A 17,436-nucleotide genomic window follows, 5' to 3' on the forward strand; every position below is an offset into this window, starting at 1 on the left:
CGCCCGGGAGCCGGTGCCCGTGCGGACGTCCGCACCGGCGACCGGACGCCCGTCGGCGCCACCTGGGCCGGAGTTGGCGCGGTCCGGAGCCGAGGGGGCCTCCGCCGCGTGGGCACCCTCGTGTGGCGCGGGGCTCACCGCGCGGCCCTCGTGGGGGCGGCCAGGTCGGGGGCCTCCGGCGGTCGGCGCAGCACGGCGCGCATATCGCGCACCGCGTGCCAGGTGCCCCGCCAGGTGCCGGTGACCTTCGACTTCCCGGTGCGCGGCCGATACGGCACCTCGCGCTCCTCGATCCGCCATCCGGCGTCGGCGCCCCGCACGACCATCTGCAGCGGGTAGCCGCTGCGGCGGTCGGTGAGGCCGAGGGCGAGCAGCGGTTCGCGCCGGGCGGCCCGCAGCGGGCCCAGGTCGCCCAGCGTGAGGCCGGTGCGCCGCCGCAGCATGCGGGTCAGCGCGAGGTTGCCGAGCCGGGCGTGCACCGGCCAGGCCCCCCGCTCCTGGGGGCGTCGCCGGCCCAGCACGAGGTCGGCTTCGCCCGCCGCCACGGTCCGCACGAAGGCGGCCAGCAGTCCGGGGTCGAGCGAGGCGTCGCAGTCGCAGAAGCAGACGATGTCGGCCTCGGCGGCGAGGAGCCCGGTGTGGCAGGCGGCGCCGAAGCCACGGCGGGGTTCGTGGACGACGGTGGCGCCGTGGTCACGGGCGATCGTGGCCGAGCCGTCGGTGGAGCCGTTGTCGACGACGATGGCGCGCCAGCCGTCGGGGATGCGGGCCAGCACCCAGGGCAGGGCGGCGGCCTCGTCCAGACACGGCAGGACGACGTCCGCACAGGGGGTGGTCGAGTTTGTCACCCGCACCACACTACGAAGAAGAAAGCGACATTTCGGGCTTCAGGTTCTTACGAAACACGGACGTCGGCTGGGCAGCGGGCTCCCCGGCGCCCCCTGGTGCCGCCCCCGGTGTCACGCTGTGGGGCATGCAGCAGAACCCCTCTCCCACCCGCGTGCTCGTGGTCGACGACGACCCGACCGTCGCCGAGGTCGTCGCCGGGTACCTCGGCCGGGCCGGTTTCGCCGTGGACCGGGCCGCCGACGGTCCCGGGGCACTCGCCCGCGCTGCCGCCCGCCGGCCGGACCTGGTCGTCCTCGACCTGATGCTGCCCGGTATGGACGGGCTCGAGGTGTGCCGGGCGCTGCGGGACAAGGGCCCGGTGCCGGTCATCATGCTCACCGCGCGCGGCGACGAGGAGGACCGGATCCTCGGCCTGGAGATCGGCGCGGACGACTACGTCACCAAGCCGTTCAGTCCCCGGGAACTGGTGCTGCGCGTGGAGTCGGTGCTGCGCCGTGGCCGGCCCGGTCCGCGGGCCCCCGGCTCGTCCGGCCCCGGCCCGGGTCTCGGCTCGGGCCCCGGCCTCGGCTCGGACGAGGTGACGCACCGGGCCGGGATCACCCTCGACCCCCTGGCCCGGCGGGCCGCCCGGGACGGCCGGGAGCTCGCCCTGACCGTGCGCGAGTTCGACCTGCTGGCCTTTCTGTTGCGCCACCCCGGGGTGGCCTTCACCCGCGAGGAGCTGATGCGCGAGGTGTGGGGCTGGGACTTCGGCGATCTGTCCACCGTCACCGTCCATGTGCGGCGGCTGCGCGGAAAGGTCGAGGACGATCCCGCCGCGCCCCGGCTCATCCAGACCGTATGGGGCATCGGCTATCGCTTCGATGCCCCGCCCGAGACCAACGACAAGGCCCACGGCGAGGGGCGCGCGGACCAGGGGCAGGGCGAGGGGCAGGGCGAGGGACGGGGCGAGGGACGGGGGCCGGGTTCCGATGCGTGATGTGTTCCTCATGGCCGTGTTCGCCTTCCTCGGCGCGGCGGCGGCCGGTCTGCTGGGCGCGCTGGCGCTGCGGCTGGTGCGCGGCCGTTCGGTGGCGGTGTCCCTCGCCGTCGTCGCCGCCGTCGCGGTCACGGCGATGCTCACCGGGACTCTGGCCGTCGCCTGGGCGATGTTCCTGTCCCCGCACGACCTGACGGTGGTCACGACCGTCTGCGCCATGGCCGCCGTGGTGTCCCTGGCCACCGCGCTGCTGCTGGGCCGCTGGGTGGTGGCGCGCAGCAACGCGCTGGCCCTCGCCGCCCGCTCCTTCGGGGACGGCGGGAGCTTCGCCGCCCCCGACGGCCAGGCCACCGCCGAACTCGCCGCGCTCGGCCGTGAACTGGCCGCCACCAGCGCCAAGCTGGCCGCCTCCCGCGAGCGTGAGCGCGCCCTGGAGTCCTCCCGCCGGGAGCTGGTCGCCTGGATCTCCCACGATCTGCGCACCCCGCTGGCGGGGCTGCGCGCGATGTCCGAGGCGCTGGAGGACGGGGTGGCCCCGGACCCGGACCGCTACCTCCGCCGGATACGCACCGAGGTGGAGCGGCTGAACACGATGGTCGGCGACCTCTTCGAGCTCTCCCGCATCCACGCCGGGGCGCTCTCCCTCGCTCCCACCCGGATCTCCGTCTACGACCTGGTCGGCGATGCCCTCGCCGGGGTCGATCCGCTCGCCCGTGAGCTGGGCGTCCAGCTGATCGGCGACCGCGTGGACCCCGTCCCGGTGGAGGTCGACGGCAAGGAGATGACCCGTGTGCTCGGGAACCTCCTCGTCAACGCGGTCCGCCGCACCCCGGCCGACGGCACGGTCGCGGTGTCCGCCGAGCGCCAGGCGGACACGGTCGTGCTGTCGGTCACCGACGGCTGCGGCGGGATTCCGGAGGAGGACCTTCCGCGCGTTTTCGACACCGGCTGGCGCGGCAGCGACGCCCGCACACCCCCGGCGGGCGCCGGTCTGGGCCTGGCCATCGTCCGTGGCATCGTCGAGGCCCACGACGGCCAGGCGGCGGTCCGCAACGTCGACGGCGGCTGCCGCTTCGAGGTCCGCCTCCCCGCCGCCGTCACGTCCTGAGCGACCCCACTCCCCTCACATCCCTTCCCTCACACCCCCGCTCGTTGCGGGGCGCGGGCGAATTCGGTCATGCCCTCGTGGAACGAGACCGCCGGGCGCCAGCCCAGCTGGTCGCGGATCCGGCGGGACGCCGCGGTGATGTGCCGGACGTCGCCCAGTCGGTAGCCGCCCGTCACCACGGGCGCGGGGCCGCCGAACGCCGTGGCCAGGGCCGTGGCCATCTCGCCCACCGTGTGGGGGTCGTCGCTGCCGGTGTTGTACGCGGTCAGCGCGGCCGGGGACACCACCTCCGGCGCCGCCTCCAGGGCGGCGACATTGGCGGCGGCCACGTCACGGACATGGATGAAGTCCCGGCGCTGGCCCCCGTCCTCGAAGACCGTGGGCGCCTCGCCGCGCGCCAGGGCCGAGCGGAAGAAGGAGGCGACGCCCGCGTAGGGGGTGTCGCGCGGCATCCCCGGCCCGTACACATTGTGGTAGCGCAGCGACACCGCACGGCCGCCCACCGACCGGGCCCAGGCCGCCGCCAGGTGTTCCTGGGCCAGCTTCGTCGTCGCGTACACATTGCGGGGATCGGCCGGTGCGTCCTCCCCCACCAGGCCGGGCCGCAGCGGGGTGCCGCACTCGGGGCAGAGGGGGTCGAAGCGGCCCGCCGCGAGATCCGCCTCGGCGCGCGGACCGGGACGGACCCGGCCGTGGCGGGGGCAGTCGTAGCGCCCCTCGCCGTAGACGACCATCGACCCGGCGAGGACCAGTTCGCGCAACCCCCGCTCGGCCATCGCCGCCAGCAGTACCGCCGTGCCCAGGTCGTTGCAGCCCACATAGGCCGGGGCGTCCGCGAAGTCCTTGCCGAGACCGACCATCGCCGCCTGGTGGCATACGGCGTCCACTCCGCGCAGCGCCGTGACCACCGCCTCCCGGTCCCGCACATCGGCGTGGATCCACTCCCCGTCCACGGATGGCGGAGCCGGATGGGCGGCCGTCGGGTGAGCGGCGGGAAGCAGGGCGTCGAGGACGACCGGTTCATGGCCGTGCTCGACGAGGGCGGTGACGATATGCGAGCCGATGAAGCCCGCACCTCCGGTGACCAGTACGCGCATGGGGGCGACGTTAGGCCCGAGCGGGCGCCTGGGCCCGCCCCCGCGCCGTTCCGTCACCGCTCCGTAAGACCTTCCGGAGGAGGCGTGGTCACAGAACGGTCACAAGGGGGACTGCCCCGCGTTGCCTTTCACTGCGACCGTGGCGCCCACTCGCGTCCCCTGGGACCCCGTCCCCGAGGCCTGTCTTCCTGGGGCTCCCGGGCACATTCAAACGGACACGTTCAAACGGACACGTTCAACTGGACACGTTCAACCGGACACGTCTCTCAAGACCGCCGCCATCGACGAACAGAGAGCCACATGACGGTCACCACCGCCCCCGCGGCCCAGCGTCCCCGCTGCCTCAATGACGTCAAGGGATGGTTCCCGAGCCTTGACCAAGTGCTGTTCGACCGCTTTCTGAGCCGCCAGGAGCGCCTCGGCCAGCGCGGGGACCTGATGGAGATGGGTGCCTACATGGGCAAGAGCGCCATCTTCACCGCCACCTATCTGCGGGCGAACGAGCGGTTCACGATCTGTGACCTCTTCGACGCCGAGGCGCCGGACGAGAAGAACGCGGCGGAGGCGCGCAAGTCGTACGCCACCCTGACCCGCACCGCCTTCGAGCAGAACTACCTGGCCTTCTGGGACGAGCTGCCGAACGTCATCCAGGGCCCCACCTCCGTCGTGCCCGACCACGTCGGCACGAACACCTGCCGTTTCATCCACGTGGACGCCTCGCATCTGTACGAGCACGTGGCGGGCGACATCGACACCGCGCACGACACGCTGGTGCCCGACGGTCTCGTCGTCCTCGACGACTTCCGCTCCGAGCACACCCCGGGCGTGGCCGCCGCGACCTGGGAGGCGGTGTTCACCCGCGGGCTGCGGCCCATCTGCCTGTCCACACAGAAGCTCTACGGCACCTGGGGCGACCCGGAGCCGATCCAGGACGAGATGCTCGCGGACGAGGAGTGGCGCAAGGGGATGCACACCAGCGTGCAGGAGATCGCGGGCCGCAGGGTGCTGCGGTTCTCGGGGAAGCCCGCGAACCCGACCCCGCCCACCTCCCGCTTCGCCCACGAGCCGCGCGACCCGGCTCCCGAGCCGCGCTCCGCGTCCACCGCACCGGCGTCCGCACCCGCGGCGCGCCGCCCCACCGCGGTCCGGCGGTTCGCCGCCGATGTGCTTCCGCCGGTCGTCACCCGGGCGATCCGCCGCCGCAAGGGATAGCTCCCCCGGGCGCGGAGGGGAGCCAGGGGGGCCGTGGCCGTGGGCTCCCAGAGTCGGTCCCCGGGCTCCGAGAGTCCGTCCCTGGGCTCCCAAGAGTCGGTCCCTGGGCTCCCAAGACCCCCGGCGCCGCGGACGGCCTTACCGCCGCCGCAGTGCCGGGTGGTCCGCGACGACCGTGCAGGACCCCGGCGCGATCTCGGTGAACCCCGCGTCGCGCACCACCGGCAGGCCGCTCGCGGTGAGCTCGTCCCACCGCTCGGGCGAGGCCGTACGCACCGCCAGCGGGAACCCGGCCTCGCGCCAGGCCGCCCGCGCCGCGTCGTCCAGCTCCCACCAGGCCAGCTGGGCGCCGTGCCCGGCCTGGGCCATCGCCTTGCCCGCCGACATCTCCACATGGGGGCTCAGCCACAGCACCGGACCGGTGGGGTCGGGAGCGGGCGGCGGCTCCGGGTCGCTCAGGTCGGTGCCGGAGACCTGGAGCTTGGCCAGCTCCTTGGGCCAGCCGTCCAGCGGCACCGGCGGGAACACCCGCACCTCGGCGGCCGCCGCCGAAGCCCCGTCCCCGTCCTCGTGCCCGTCCCCGCCCCCGTGCCCGTCCTCGTGCCCGGTTACGTCTTCGGCCGGGGTCGCGGCGGGTGCCCGGCCCGTGACCGTGGTGCCCGGCAGCCCGGACGCGCGCCGCCACTCCGCGCCCCGCGCCCGCCGTACGACCTTGCGGATCCGGGCGTCCTGCCAGTCCCGTACGGCCTGGGCCCACTCGCCGTCGGCGGCCGTCGCCCGCTCGTCCGACAGCAGTACCAGCACCGCGCGCGCCGCCGTCTCCAGGGCGTCCGTACGCGCCGGGGGCGCGGCCTTCTCGATCCGGACCACCAGGGGCAACACGAACTGCGGTGCGGCGTCCCGGTCGATCTCGGCGTGCCGGAAGGGGCTGCTGCGGGCGGCGGATCCGGAGCCCTGGTGAGCGGTGGTTTGGGTGCCGGTCTCGGTGTCGGCGTCGGTGCTGGTCACGCGCCAAGTGTGCCAGGACAGCGGGTCAAGCCCTGTCCGGGATCTTCGCGCCTGTGACATGGCGGCTGACCGGGGGCGCCGTGCCAGGCGTCGCGGGGCCCGCGACGATTCCGCCGGACAAGGCCCAAGGCCTCCGCGCGCCGAGGGCCTCCCCTCGGAGAAGGGCGCGCCTATGCTCAACCGGCATGAGACTGCGAGGAGTCGGCCGCCGCTACGGCCTGGGCGGACCCTGGGTGCTGCGGGGTGTCGATCTCGAGGTGCCGCCGGGTTCGCTGACCCGTATCCAGGGGCGCAACGGCAGCGGCAAGTCCACGCTGCTGCGGCTGCTCGCCGGGATCGACGCACCCAGCGCGGGCCGGATCACCGGCCGCCCGCCCACCGCCTACGTCCCCGAGCGGTTCCCGGCCGAGCTGCCCTTCTCCGCCCTCGGCTACCTCGCCCACCTGGGCCGGATCCACGGGCTGTCCCGCGCCGCGGCGGCGCGCGGGGCGGGGGAGTGGCTGGAGCGGTTCGGCGCGGACGGCTATGCGGGCACCCCGCTCGCCGAGCTGTCCAAGGGCACCAGCCAGAAGATCGCCGTGGCACAGGCGCTGCTGGCATCCCCCGGCCTGCTGATCCTGGACGAGGCGTGGACCGGCCTCGACCAGGCCGCGCGCCGGGTGCTGGACACGGCGGTCGCCGAGCGCGTCGCCGACGGCGGCGCGGTCGTCTTCGTCGACCACGACCCACGCCGTCTGGCCGGGGCCCCGGACCGCGTCCTGCGCGTCACCGAGACCCGGCTGGAGCCGGTGGACGGCACGGTTCGGCCGTCGGCGGCGCAGGACGGGCCCGGTGCCGGGCCACGGGTGCGGGTGGAGGCCGAGGGAGCGCCGGGGGCCGGGTTGCCCGGTGAGCCGGCGGGTGCGGTGGTGCGTGAGTACGGTCCCGTGCCCGCGCCCGCGCCCGCGCACGGGAGCGGGGCCGACGGTCCGGCGGGGCGGGGCGTACGGCTGACGGTCGAGGTCGGCGCCGCCGACTCCGACGGTCTGCTCCGCACCCTCCTGACCGCCGAGCCGCCCTGGCACATCCGCGCGGTGACGACCATCAACGACAACGACGCCCAGGAGCCCGCCCGAGGGGCGAAGGAGAAGGCATGACCGCGCTGCTGCGCTATCAGGCGGCCCTGCTGGCCCGCTCGCACCGCTGGCTGCCGCCGCTGCTGCTCTACGGCGCGTTCCTGGGGATCGGGGTGCAGACCGGGCAGCCGATCCTCGACTCGCTCGGCTACGCCGCCGCCGCGCTGTTGCCCGTCGCCGCCTGGCTGGTGCGGGCGTGCGTCACCCAGGAGCCCGCCGCGGCCCGCGACTGCGCGTCGGCTGCGGTGGGGCCGGGCCGGGTGCACCTCGCCTCGGTGCTGACCGCGCTGGGCGCGGCGCTGGTGCTGGGCACCGCCGGGACGCTGTTCGTCGCGGCGGTCAGCGATCCGTACACCGCGGATCACCTGCACGAGATCCCCGTGCCCGAGGCGACCGTCTCCGGGCTGCTCACCGCGGTCGCCTGCGCCCTGCTCGGCACGGCCGTCGGCGCGCTGTGCAACCGGCCGCTGCTGCGCCGCCCCGGCTGGGCGATCCCGGCCACGCTGCTCGCCGCGCTGCTGGTGTCGGTGGCCGGTGCCTCGCCCGCGAACGCGGCCGTGTCGGGGCTGGTCGACGGCTCGCACAGCGGCACCGTGCCGATGCCCCTGCTGCCCCTGGCCCTGGCCGGCGCGGCCGCCGCCGGGGCGACCGCGCTGGCCTGCGCGCTGAGCTCCCGCCGGTCGTAGGGTTCGGGTCATGGACGACCGTACGGACCTTCCCGAGGGCCCGCCGTACGCCGACTGCGTGCAGTGCGGCGAGCCCACCGAGTACCCCGCCGCGCGCCCCGGAGCGACGCTGTGCCCCGTCTGCGAATGGCAGGAGGCCCAGCGCACGGCGTGCTCCGGCTAGCGAGCGCCCGTGCGTTGCTTGCCCCAGCGGGCGGCCACGCAGCACCACGCAGCACCACGCAGCACCACGAAGCTCCGCTCCGCCGGGCGGCGTTCAGCGACGCCAGGGGCCCGTCACGGCGAACGTTGTGCCCGGGGTGTAGCAGTTCACGTACATCGTGCGGCGGTCCGGCGCGAAGGTGACGCCCGCGAACTCACCCCACTCCGGCTCGTCCGGCGTGCCAATGTTCTGCTGCCCCCGCGCCATCGCGTAGACCTCGCCGCGCCGGGTCACCCCGAAGACATGCTGTGCGCCGTTGCCGTCCTCGCAGACCATCAGGCCGCCGCTGGGCGCGAGCGTGATGTTGTCGGGGGACTCGCCGGGCAGCTGGACATCCGTCTCGGGGCCGAAGACGATCACCAGCGTGAGGCGCCTCCGGTCGGGGTCGTAGCGCCAGATCTGGCCGAAGTGGTCGGCCGCCGAGCCGTCCGCGCTCTTGGCGAAGCTGGAGACGAAGTAGACCGACGTACCGCCCCAGTAGCACCCCTCCAGCTTCTGGGCGTGGGTGATGCCTCCGGGGCCGAAGTCCTGGAAGCGGATGGGGGTTTGGCGGGCGAGCGGGTCGGGGACGTCCACCCACTCGACGCGGTCGAAGGTGGTGCCCGGCTCCTGGATGGTGGACAGATCGGGCACCCCCGGCACCCGCAGCGCCTGAAGCCGCCCGCCCGCGCGCAGCGAGCCGATGCCGCCGAGCGGCTTCTTCGGCCGGAAGCGGTAGAAGAGCCCGAAGGGTCTCTCGAAGGCGTCCTCGGTCTCGTAGACGACGCCGCTGCGCGGATCGACCGCGATGGCCTCGTGCTGGAAGCGGCCCATGGCGGTGAGGGGCACGGCGCCGGTGCGGCGCGGATCGTAGGGGTCGACCTCGAAGATGAAGCCGTGGTCCTTGGTGTAGCCGTTCGTACCGGCCCGGTCCTCGGTCTCCTCGCAGGTCAGCCAGGTGTGCCAGGGGGTGGGGCCGCCCGCGCAGTTGACCGCGGTGCCCGCGATGGCCACCCGCTCGGACAGTACGTGATTGCCGGAGTCGAGCTCCAGGGCGGTACAGCCGCCCAGGCCCATCGGGTCGTAGGTGAGGCCGTTCACGGCGGGGACGCGGATCGCGGCGTCGTTACGGTTCTCATGGTTGCGGACCAGATGCGTACGGCCGCGGTGGCCGCCGGCGCGGCCCGGGAAGGCGGCCATGCCGTCGCAGTGGCTGGGGACCTTGCCCTCGCCGGAGCGGAGTTCGTCGCCCTCGCGCGAGAGCACCCGGTAGCGGAATCCCTCCGGGAGGTCGAGCAGTCCGTCCGGGTCGGGCACCAGGGGGCCGTAGCCACCCCGGCCGAGTGGTGGGGAATCCGGTTCGGCGGCCGCGGCCGCTCCGGCGAAGAGCTCGGAGACGCTGCCGGTGAAGGCGATGGTGGCCCCTAGCGCGCCGGTGCGGCCGAGAAGCTGACGTCGTGTCGCTGACATGCGGTAACTCCCTGCTGGCGGACAGAGAAGATGACCGGATGTGTGTATCACGCGCGCGGGCGCGCGGGAACCATTCGATCAGCGATGCGCATGAACTAAGCGATGCCCAATAACTAAACGATGCGCAAGAACTATCCGATCAGCGCTTGTACGCCGCGTCGGCCAGCCCCTTCGCGTCCCGGGCCAGGGCGGTGAGCCGGGATATCGCCCGGAAGTACTTCTTCCGGTAGCCGCCGCTCAGCATCTCCTCGCTGAAGAGCTGGTCGAACGGCACCCCGGAGGCCAGTACCGGCACCTCGCGGTCGTAGAGCCGGTCGGCCAGCACCACCAGCCGCAGCGCGGTGGACTGGTCGGGGACCGGGGCGACCCCGGTCAGGCAGACGGCCTGGAGGCCGTCGCACATCGCGCCGTAGCGGCTCGGGTGCACCCGGGAGAGGTGGTCCAGCAGGGCGGGGAAGTCGTCCAGGGAGGCGCCGGGGACGCGGTGCGCGGCCCGGGTGACCGTCTCGTCGGAGTGCGGGGCCGGGGCCGCGGGCAGACCGCGGTGGCGGTAGTCCTCGCCGTCGATGCGCAGCGTACGGAAGCGGGCGGACAGCCCCTGTATCTCGCGCAGGAAGTCGGCGGCGGCGAACCGGCCCTCGCCCAGCTTGCCGGGCAGCGTGTTGGACGTCGCGGCGAGCGCCACGCCCGCCTCGACCAGCTTGCCCAGCAGCGTGGAGACCAGCACGGTGTCGCCCGGGTCGTCCAGCTCGAACTCGTCGATGCACAGCAGCCGGTGTCCGCTCAGGGTCTTCACGGTCTGCTGGAAGCCGAGCGCGCCGACCAGGTTCGTCAGCTCCACGAAGGTGCCGAAGGCCTTCAGCTCGGGGGCGGCCGGGGTGGCGTGCCACAGGGAGGCCAGCAGATGGGTCTTGCCGACGCCGTAGCCGCCGTCGAGGTACATCCCGCGCGGGCCGCCGTTCGCGGCGGGCTTGGCCTCCCGGCGGAACCAGTGCCTGCGGCGCCCGCCCTTCGCGGCCGCGCCGTCGCCGAGCCGTGCGGCGAAGGCTCTCAGCGCCTCGACCGCCTCGGCCTGGCTGGGCTGGCCGGGGTCGGTGAGGTAGTTGTCGAAGCTCACGGTGGCGAAGCGGGGCGGCGGCACCATCTCGGCGACCAGACGCTCCGCCGGAACCTGCGGCGCACGGGCGGTGAGGGCTGCGGGGGCTTCGGTGGCTTCGGCGGCTATGCGGCCTGCCGAGCCGGATGCGGTGGTTGGTGCAGACACGGATGTCCAGGGTAGTCGCTCTTCACCCGACCACTGTCCGAGAGGGAGGCATGTCACACTGCGGCCTATGCGACGCCTGTTCCCCGTGCCTGTCCCCGCGCCTGCCGAAACGCCCACCGGAACGCCCACCGGAAGGCCTGCCGAAACGCCCGCCGGAACGTCCGCCGGAACACCTGTCGGAACGTCCGACGCGACGACTGCGGGCATTTCCGCCGAAACGCCCGCCGAGAACCGCGAATGGGCCCTTGGCGAACTGGCCGACGCCTATGCGTACCCGGAGCCGCCGCACGGCCCCTCCGGCGCCTTTCTGCGGGCCAACATGGTGTCCTCGCTGGACGGGGCGGCCCAACACGACGGCCGGTCGAAGCCCCTGTCCTCCGACGCGGACATGCGGATCTTCGGAGTGCTGCGCGGGCTCGCCGACGCCGTCGTCGTGGGCGCGGAGACCGCGCGCCGCGAGGGCTACCGCCCGGCGCGCGCCCGGGAGGCGTTCGCCAAGCGGCGGGCGGCGCTCGGCCAGTCGCCCGCGCCCGCGATCGCCGTCGTGAGCGCGAGCCTGGACCTGGACTTCTCGCAGCCGCTGTTCACCGAGCCGCTGGTCCCGACGATCGTGATCACGGGTGCGACGGCAGCCGAGGAGCGGATCGAAGCGGCCCGTGCGGCGGGGGCCGAGGTGGTCTTCGCCGGAGCGGGGCCGTCCGGGCGGGTGGGCGCGGCGGCGATCGTGACCGCGCTCGCGGAGCTCGGCCACACCCGGCTGCTCACCGAGGGCGGCCCCACGCTGCTGGCGGAGTTCGCGGCGGCCGGGGTGCTGGACGAGCTGTGTCTGGCGGTGGCCCCCCTGGTCACCGCGGGGGACGCGAAGCGGATCATGAACGGCCCCGTACTGGGGGAACCGGAACGCTTCACTCTCGCTTCCGTTCTGGAGGAAGCCGGGTTTCTTTTCACCCGCTACCGTCGGATTTACCAATAACTCATAAAAACGTCTGTAAACCCGCGAATGGGATCGCGAAGGAGAAGGGCATCCGCCGTGTTCACGAGCGTATTGATGATTGAGAAGCCCCTGACCCCCGCCGACGTTGAATTCGTCACCACCCTGCACGGCGATGATCCGGTCTCCTTCGTCGTCCTGATGCAACCCCGGGGCAGCAAGGACCGGCTGCTGCGCGCGATCGACGACATCGCCCTCGGCGAGCTGGAGCAGGCCGCCCAGGAGGGGGGCGAGCCGGAGGGCAAGGAGGCGCTGGAGCCCGCCGAGCGGGCGCTGACCCACTCGGTGGCGGCACTCGAAGCGGCCGGGAGCCGGGCCCGCGGCCATGTCGTCCAGCGTCATCCGCTGGAGGTGCTGCGCGGGGTGGTGGAGGAGACCCGGGCCGATGAGGTGATCGTGCTCACCGCCCCGCACTTCGTGGAGGAGTTCTTCCACCGGGACTGGGCCTCGCGGGCCCGCCACAAGGTGGGGGTCCCGGTGCTGAAGCTCTTCGCGCACGCGGTGGACGAGGACCAGCCCTCGGCCGGCGGCTGAGCCCCGGCCCCCCGGCCCCCCGGCCCCCAGCCCCCCGGCCCCCCGTCGGCCGTCGGCGGCCATCGGCGGGGGCGGGCCGCCGGGGTGCGAGAATCGGGCCGACAGCACACACCGCGAACCAGGGGAGACCCGTACATGGCACCGGCCGGCACCGCCTCCGACACGCTGGATCGACCGCACTTCATCGGCATCGGCGGCGCCGGGATGTCGGGCGTGGCGAAGGTTCTCGCCATGCGCGGCGCGCGGGTCTCGGGCAGCGACACCAAGGACTCGCCGATCGTCGGGGCGCTGCGTGAGCTCGGCGCGACGGTGCACATCGGCCACTCCGCCGCGAACCTCGCCGCCGACGCCACCAGCGTCGTCGTCTCCAGCGCCATCCGCGACGACAACCTCGAGCTGGTCACGGCGCGGGAGCGCGGCATCCCGGTGGTGCACCGCTCCGACGCGCTCGCCGCGCTGATGGACGGCTCCCGGCCGATCGCGGTCGCGGGCACCCACGGCAAGACGACCACGACCTCGATGCTGGCCGTCTCGCTGCGCACCCTCGGCCTGGACCCGTCGTACGTCATCGGCGGCGATCTGGACGCCCCCGGCTCCAGCGCCCTCCACGGCGAGGGCGAGATCTTCGTCGCCGAGGCCGACGAGAGCGACCGCAGCTTCCACAAGTACGCGCCCGAGGTGGCGATCATCCTCAATGTGGAGCTCGACCACCACGCCAACTACGCCTCGATGGACGAGATCTACGAGTCGTATCAGACCTTCGTCGGCCGGGTCCGGCCCGGCGGCGCGCTGGTGATCTCCGCCGATCACCCCGGTGCCCGTGAGCTGACCGCCCGGGTCGGCGGGCGCGACGGTCTGCGGGTGCTCACCTACGGCGCGGACGCGGGCGCGGACGTGAGAGTCCTGGCCGTCGAGCCGCACGGGCTGACCAGCGAGGTCACCGTACGGCTCGCGCAGTCCCTGGGCGGCGCGGAGCTCACCTTCACCGTCTCCGTCCCCGGCCGCCACTACGCGCTCAACGCGGTGGCCGCGCTCACCGCGGGCGCCGCCCTCGACGTCCCGGCCGCCGAGCTGGCCCCCGCCCTCGCCTCGTACACGGGCGTCAAGCGGCGGCTCCAGCTCAAGGGCACCGCGGCCGGGGTGCAGGTGATCGACTCCTACGCCCATCACCCCACCGAGATCGCCGCGGACCTCGAGGCGATCCGCGGCGGCGCCGGGGAGGGCCGGGTGCTGGTGGTCTTCCAGCCGCATCTGTTCAGCCGCACCCAGGAGCTGGGCACCGAGATGGGCGAGGCGCTTGCGCTCGCCGACGCCTCCGTGGTCCTGGACATCTACCCCGCCCGCGAGGACCCGGTCCCCGGCGTCACCAGCGCCCTGATCATCGACGCCGCGGCCCGTCACGGGGCGGATGTGACCGCCGAGCACGACCGGGACGCGGTGCCCGAGCTGATCGGCGGAATGGCGAAGCCCGGTGACCTTGTTCTCACCATGGGCGCCGGCGATGTGACGGACCTCGGTCCTGAGATCCTCGCCCGCCTGCAGAGCCCGGAGAACTGAGGAGGTCCGTCCCCATGGCGTACGAGATCGACAAGCCGGAGGAGCAGTGGCGCGCGGAGCTGACTCCGCAGGAGTACCACGTACTGCGGGAGGCCGGTACCGAGCGTGCCTTCACCGGTGAGTACACCGATTCCAAGACGGTCGGCGTCTACTCCTGCCGGGCGTGCGGGGCGGAGCTGTTCCGCTCGGAGACGAAGTTCGAGAGCCACTGCGGCTGGCCGTCGTTCTACGACCCGGCGGACAGCTCGGCCGTCGAACTGATCGAGGACCGCTCGCACGGCATGGTCCGCACCGAGGTGCGGTGCACCCGCTGTGGTTCGCATCTCGGCCATGTCTTCGCGGGCGAGGGCTACCCCACCCCGACCGACCAGCGGTACTGCATCAACTCCATCTCGCTGCGGCTGAGCCCAGAGGAGAGCTGACGGCCGGGGAGACCCCGCGGAGAGGCTCAGGCGCCTCGGCCTGAGCCTCGCGCTCATCGCCGTGAGCCGCAGCGCAGCACGGCGGCGGTCTCGGGCGGCAGCCTCAGCATGCCGTCCGGGCCCGGCAGCTCGATCCGCCGCCAGGCGGCCACCACCTCGGTGACCTCGCCGGTCCGGGGCCCGAGCCAGGTCTTGACCGGCCGGTCGCCCGGGTTGAGCAGGACCCGCAGCGGGCCGCGCTGAAAGCTGAAGCAGCCGTCCGAACCGGAGGACAGGCCCGTGTACGACCAGGTGGGGTCGGTCAGGGCCGGTTCGGCGCGGCGCAGCGCGATCAACCGGCGGTACCAGTCGAGCAGCGCCCGGTGCGGCTCCCGCTCCGGCTCCCGCCAGTCGAGGCAGGACCGCAGCCGGGTGGCCGGGTCCTGGGGGTCGGGCACGTCCCCCGCGGCCCAGCCGTGGGCGGCGAATTCCCGGCGGCGGCCGGACCGCACCGCCTCGGCCAGTTCCGGATCCTGGTGGTCGGTGAAGTACTGCCAGGGCGTACGGGCGCCCCACTCCTCGCCCATGAAGAGCATGGGGGTGAAGGGCGCGCACAGCACCACGGCCGCCGCACAGGCCAGCAGCCCGGGAGAGAGCCGGGCGGAGAGCCGGTCGCCGACCGCGCGGTTGCCCACCTGGTCATGGGTCTGGGCGTAGCCCAGCAGCCGGTGCGCGGGGGTGGTGTGGGTGTTCAGCGGACTGCCGTGGCGGCGGCCCCGGAACGCCGAATGGGTGCCGTCGTGGAAGAAGCCGCCCATCAGCGTCTTGACCAGCGCCCCGGGCCCCTCGGCGGCGAAGTCGGCGTAGTAGCCCTGCCGCTCACCGGTGAGGAAGGTGTGCAGGGCGTGATGGAAGTCGTCGTTCCACTGTGCGTGCAGACCGTGGCCGCCCGCCTCGCGCGGGGCGGTGGTACGCGGATCGTTGAGATCGGACTCGCCGATGAGGAACAGCGGACGGCCGGTGCGGGCGGCCAGCGCGTCCACGGCGGCCGACAGCTCGGCCAGGAAGTGCCGGGCCCGGGTGTCGCGCAGCGCGTGCACCGCGTCCAGCCGCAGCCCGTCGAGCCGGAAGTCGCGCAGCCAGGCGAGCGCGCTGCCGAGGAAGTACGCGCGCACCTCGTCGGAGCCGGGCGCGTCGAGGTTGACCGCCGCGCCCCAGGGGGTGTGGTGGGTGTCGGTGAAGTACGGGCCGAAGGCCGGGAGGTGGTTCCCGGAGGGGCCCAGATGGTTGTGGACCACATCGAGGACCACGCCGAGGCCGTGCCCGTGCGCGGCGTCCACGAAGCGCGCCAGCCCCTCCGGTCCGCCGTACGGCTCGTGCACCGCCCAGGGCGCCACGCCGTCGTAACCCCAGCCATGGGTCCCGGGGAACGGGCAGACGGGCATCAGCTGCACATGGGTGATGCCCAACTCGGCCAGGTGCGGCAGCTGTTCGGCCGCCGCGTCGAAGGTGCCCTCATGGGTGAAGGTGCCGATGTGCAGTTCGTAGAGGACCGCGCCCGGCAGTGGCCGCCCGAACCACTCCCGCTCCCAGCGGAAGCGGGAGTGGTCGACCACCGCGCTCAGCCCCTCCGGGCCGTCCGGCTGGCGGCGGGAGCGCGGATCGGGGAGCGGCGGGCCGCCGTCGAGCGCGAAGCCGTACCGCGTGCCGGGCCCGGCCTCGGCCTCGGCCCGCCACCACCCCGCGCGGCCCGGGTCGGGCGCCATGGGACGGTCCCGCCCGTCCACCTGGAGCCCGACCCGCTCGGCGTGCGGCGCCCACACCTCGAACAGCACTGGCGTCTCCTCACCTCGACCTGGCGACGATCCTCGACCTGGCTACGATCCTCGACCATGCTGCGGGACGCGGCGCCGGCGGCACAGCAGGGCGACATCGGTCAGACGAGGTCGATGCGCTCCTGGGTGATGGGATACCCCGCCCTGGCGAAGTGCGCGGCCATGGGGAGGTTGGGCTGGTCCGTCGCCGCCGCGATCCTCGTGGCCCCCCGTTCCACCAGGTCGTGGGTGCACTCCACGAGCAGGTCGTACGCGTAGCCGTGGCCGCGCTGCTCGGCGACGACCCCTATGAAGCTCACGCAGGGGCCCGACGGATTGTGCGCGGGCACCTGGATGCCGACCAGCTCGCCCTCGGGCGTCCAGGCCAGCCGCCGCCACTCGCGCGGCGACGGACACCAGGAGAAGAAGTCCATGAGCTCCCGCACCGCGGCGTCGACACCTCCTCGTTCGATGGCGCGGCGGTCGTGGGCGTCGAGCGAGCCCGGCATGATGCGGCGCAGCACGTCCTCGATCGCCGCGTCATCGGGCTCCGGCCGGAACTCCAGCCGCCCCGGGCGGGCGGGCAGTCCGCACTCCGGCGTCCACTCATAGCGGTAGCGCTCGACCAGGGGGGTGAGCCCGCCCGCCACGGCGGCGTCGACACGGGCCTGGGCGGCGGCCCGCACCTCGGGCTGCTCGCGCCAGCCGGGCGGGGCAAGCAGGGCGTACTCGGTGCGCAGCGGCGCGGTGCGCAGCAGTTCGGCGGCGGCGTCGGCCTCGCCCTCGGCGAAGTCGAACCAGTCCATGGCGATGGGCGCGGAGTCCTCCGGCCCCGCCCACCACGCGGCGCGGGCCACGACCCGCCCCTCGCGCAGTGCCACCCAGGTCCAGTCGGGGCGGTACTCGCCGCCCTGGCCGACGGTGGCGTAGGTGTGGCCGAAGACGCCCCGGCCGACGAGCGAGGGGACCTGAAGGTCATGGAACAGATGGGCGTCGCCCTCGGTGAGGGGACGGATGACCAGATCGGTCATGGAATTCCTTCCAGGAGAGAGATGCGCTCCCGGTCGGATGCCTGATCGAACGAAGTGTGATCAGACGCGGGTACGCCCGGGGGACAGGGGGCGGGAGCGCGGAAACGTCGTGATGTTCATTGCTCTCGCCTCCTTCCTC

17 protein-coding genes are annotated in these 17,436 nt (G+C 73.8%); 10 read left to right on the forward strand and 7 right to left on the reverse strand.

Annotated features, from left to right (window positions below; genetic code table 11):
• Positions 1 to 134: 134 nt before the first annotated feature.
• Positions 135 to 857 (reverse strand): glycosyltransferase family 2 protein, encoded by a 723-nt coding sequence (locus tag J2Z30_RS20180; protein ID WP_044569207.1) that lies wholly within the window; start codon positions 855 to 857, stop codon positions 135 to 137.
• Positions 858 to 973: 116 nt separating this feature from the next.
• Between J2Z30_RS20180 and J2Z30_RS20185 the strand changes: the two genes are divergently transcribed.
• Positions 974 to 1,828: a response regulator transcription factor gene (locus J2Z30_RS20185; protein ID WP_044569206.1), complete on the forward strand. Its 855-nt coding sequence runs from the start codon at positions 974 to 976 to the stop codon at positions 1,826 to 1,828.
• Positions 1,821 to 2,936, forward strand: coding sequence for a sensor histidine kinase (locus tag J2Z30_RS20190; protein WP_044569205.1), 1,116 nt, complete (start codon positions 1,821 to 1,823; stop codon positions 2,934 to 2,936). Before J2Z30_RS20185 ends, J2Z30_RS20190 begins: the two co-directional genes overlap by 8 nt.
• Positions 2,937 to 2,965: 29 nt before the next feature.
• On the opposite strand, the gene J2Z30_RS20195 is transcribed toward J2Z30_RS20190, so the two are convergent.
• On the reverse strand, positions 2,966 to 4,033 hold the full coding sequence (locus J2Z30_RS20195; RefSeq protein ID WP_044569204.1) for an NAD-dependent epimerase/dehydratase family protein: 1,068 nt from the start codon (positions 4,031 to 4,033) through the stop codon (positions 2,966 to 2,968).
• Between the two features lie 300 nt (positions 4,034 to 4,333).
• Between J2Z30_RS20195 and J2Z30_RS20200 the strand changes: the two genes are divergently transcribed.
• On the forward strand, positions 4,334 to 5,245 hold the full coding sequence (locus J2Z30_RS20200; RefSeq protein WP_044569203.1) for a class I SAM-dependent methyltransferase: 912 nt from the start codon (positions 4,334 to 4,336) through the stop codon (positions 5,243 to 5,245).
• A gap of 138 nt (positions 5,246 to 5,383) precedes the next feature.
• Here J2Z30_RS20200 and J2Z30_RS20205 read toward each other — a convergent pair whose 3' ends face one another.
• A complete protein-coding gene (locus J2Z30_RS20205; RefSeq protein ID WP_107073271.1) occupies positions 5,384 to 6,253 on the reverse strand; it encodes a peptidyl-tRNA hydrolase in 870 nt (289 codons plus the stop codon).
• A gap of 185 nt (positions 6,254 to 6,438) precedes the next feature.
• Between J2Z30_RS20205 and J2Z30_RS20210 the strand changes: the two genes are divergently transcribed.
• The 3 genes from J2Z30_RS20210 to J2Z30_RS20220 are packed head-to-tail and all read left to right on the forward strand — an operon-like array spanning position 6,439 to position 8,217.
• Entirely contained in the window at positions 6,439 to 7,389 is a 951-nt protein-coding gene (locus tag J2Z30_RS20210) for an ABC transporter ATP-binding protein (RefSeq protein ID WP_044569201.1), read from the forward strand.
• Positions 7,386 to 8,054, forward strand: coding sequence for a hypothetical protein (locus J2Z30_RS20215; protein ID WP_044569200.1), 669 nt, complete (start codon positions 7,386 to 7,388; stop codon positions 8,052 to 8,054). The genes J2Z30_RS20210 and J2Z30_RS20215 overlap by 4 nt, the downstream gene beginning before the upstream one ends.
• A gap of 10 nt (positions 8,055 to 8,064) precedes the next feature.
• Positions 8,065 to 8,217: a hypothetical protein gene (locus J2Z30_RS20220; protein WP_167442760.1), complete on the forward strand. Its 153-nt coding sequence runs from the start codon at positions 8,065 to 8,067 to the stop codon at positions 8,215 to 8,217.
• A 93-nt stretch (positions 8,218 to 8,310) separates the two neighbouring features.
• Here the strand turns inward: J2Z30_RS20220 and J2Z30_RS20225 are convergent, their stop codons facing one another.
• Both J2Z30_RS20225 and zapE read right to left on the reverse strand, forming a co-directional pair.
• Positions 8,311 to 9,705 (reverse strand): PhoX family protein, encoded by a 1,395-nt coding sequence (locus J2Z30_RS20225; RefSeq protein WP_044569199.1) that lies wholly within the window; start codon positions 9,703 to 9,705, stop codon positions 8,311 to 8,313.
• 139 nt (positions 9,706 to 9,844) lie between these two features.
• Positions 9,845 to 10,969, reverse strand: coding sequence for a cell division protein ZapE (gene zapE / locus J2Z30_RS20230; RefSeq protein WP_078956581.1), 1,125 nt, complete (start codon positions 10,967 to 10,969; stop codon positions 9,845 to 9,847).
• Positions 10,970 to 11,036: 67 nt separating this feature from the next.
• Between zapE and J2Z30_RS20235 the strand changes: the two genes are divergently transcribed.
• From J2Z30_RS20235 to msrB, 4 genes are all read left to right on the forward strand, one after another.
• Positions 11,037 to 11,942, forward strand: a complete 906-nt coding sequence (locus J2Z30_RS20235; protein WP_078956580.1) for a pyrimidine reductase family protein — start codon at positions 11,037 to 11,039, stop codon at positions 11,940 to 11,942.
• 75 nt (positions 11,943 to 12,017) lie between these two features.
• Entirely contained in the window at positions 12,018 to 12,494 is a 477-nt protein-coding gene (locus J2Z30_RS20240; RefSeq protein ID WP_044569198.1) for a hypothetical protein, read from the forward strand.
• A 135-nt stretch (positions 12,495 to 12,629) separates the two neighbouring features.
• Positions 12,630 to 14,051, forward strand: a complete 1,422-nt coding sequence (gene murC / locus J2Z30_RS20245) for a UDP-N-acetylmuramate--L-alanine ligase (RefSeq protein WP_044569197.1) — start codon at positions 12,630 to 12,632, stop codon at positions 14,049 to 14,051.
• A gap of 14 nt (positions 14,052 to 14,065) precedes the next feature.
• Positions 14,066 to 14,473, forward strand: a complete 408-nt coding sequence (gene msrB / locus J2Z30_RS20250) for a peptide-methionine (R)-S-oxide reductase MsrB (RefSeq protein WP_044569195.1) — start codon at positions 14,066 to 14,068, stop codon at positions 14,471 to 14,473.
• A gap of 53 nt (positions 14,474 to 14,526) precedes the next feature.
• Here msrB and treZ read toward each other — a convergent pair whose 3' ends face one another.
• Both treZ and J2Z30_RS20260 read right to left on the reverse strand, forming a co-directional pair.
• A complete protein-coding gene (gene treZ / locus J2Z30_RS20255) occupies positions 14,527 to 16,287 on the reverse strand; it encodes a malto-oligosyltrehalose trehalohydrolase (RefSeq protein ID WP_044569194.1) in 1,761 nt (586 codons plus the stop codon).
• Between the two features lie 101 nt (positions 16,288 to 16,388).
• Positions 16,389 to 17,297 carry a GNAT family N-acetyltransferase gene (locus tag J2Z30_RS20260; protein ID WP_044569192.1) on the reverse strand — a complete coding sequence of 303 codons (909 nt, stop codon included), beginning with the start codon at positions 17,295 to 17,297 and terminating at the stop codon, positions 16,389 to 16,391.
• Positions 17,298 to 17,436: the final 139 nt, after the last annotated feature.

This window comes from Streptomyces iranensis (genome assembly GCF_017874715.1).
GTDB lineage: Bacteria > Actinomycetota > Actinomycetes > Streptomycetales > Streptomycetaceae > Streptomyces > Streptomyces iranensis.